Raw genomic sequence first — 608 nt, 5'->3', positions numbered from 1 at the left:
CACGTCCGGCGCGCGCTGCGGATGGCGGTGAACCTCTCGGCCAAGCAGTTCAAGGACGAGAACCTGTCGCAGTTCGTGCTCTCGGCGCTCGATGACACCGGGCTCGACCCCAAGCTGCTCGAACTCGAACTGACCGAGGGCACGCTGATGGACGACGCCAAGGCGACCATGGCCACGCTCGAGCGCCTGCGCGGGATCGGCGTCTACCTGTCGATCGACGACTTCGGCACCGGCTACTCCAGCCTGGCCTACCTGAAGCGCTTCCCGGTGGACGTGCTGAAGATCGACCGCTCCTTCGTGCACGACATCGAGACCGATGCCGGCAGCGCGGCCATGGTGGCGGCGATCGTCTCGCTGTCGCACGACCTCGGCATGCGGGTGATCGCGGAAGGCGTCGAGACCGCGCCGCAACGCGAATTCCTGCGCGAGCGCGGCTGCGACGAAATCCAGGGCTACCTGTTCAGCCGGCCCTTGCCGGCGTCCGGGTCCGAGCGGCTGTGGCAGGAGCTGGCCATGGGGGCCTGAGCCCTCGTCAGACCGCGTGGCCCGAAGCGGCAACCCGCGGCAGCGCCGGCCGGGGCGCCCCGGCCGGCGGCCGCAAGGCCCAG

The 608-nt window shown here is 70.2% G+C and carries 1 protein-coding gene; it reads left to right on the top strand.

Annotated elements, in window-relative coordinates; all coding sequences use genetic code 11:
* Positions 1-525 (top strand): EAL domain-containing protein (locus KVT32_RS28350; RefSeq protein ID WP_217619234.1); only part of this gene is annotated, 525 nt, incomplete at its 5' end.
* Between the last annotated feature and the right edge of the window lie 83 nt (positions 526-608).

The organism is Achromobacter sp. GbtcB20 (genome assembly GCF_019091095.1).
Lineage (GTDB): Bacteria > Pseudomonadota > Gammaproteobacteria > Burkholderiales > Burkholderiaceae_B > Achromobacter > Achromobacter mucicolens.
This window is presented reverse-complemented; position numbering and strand designations above follow the sequence as displayed.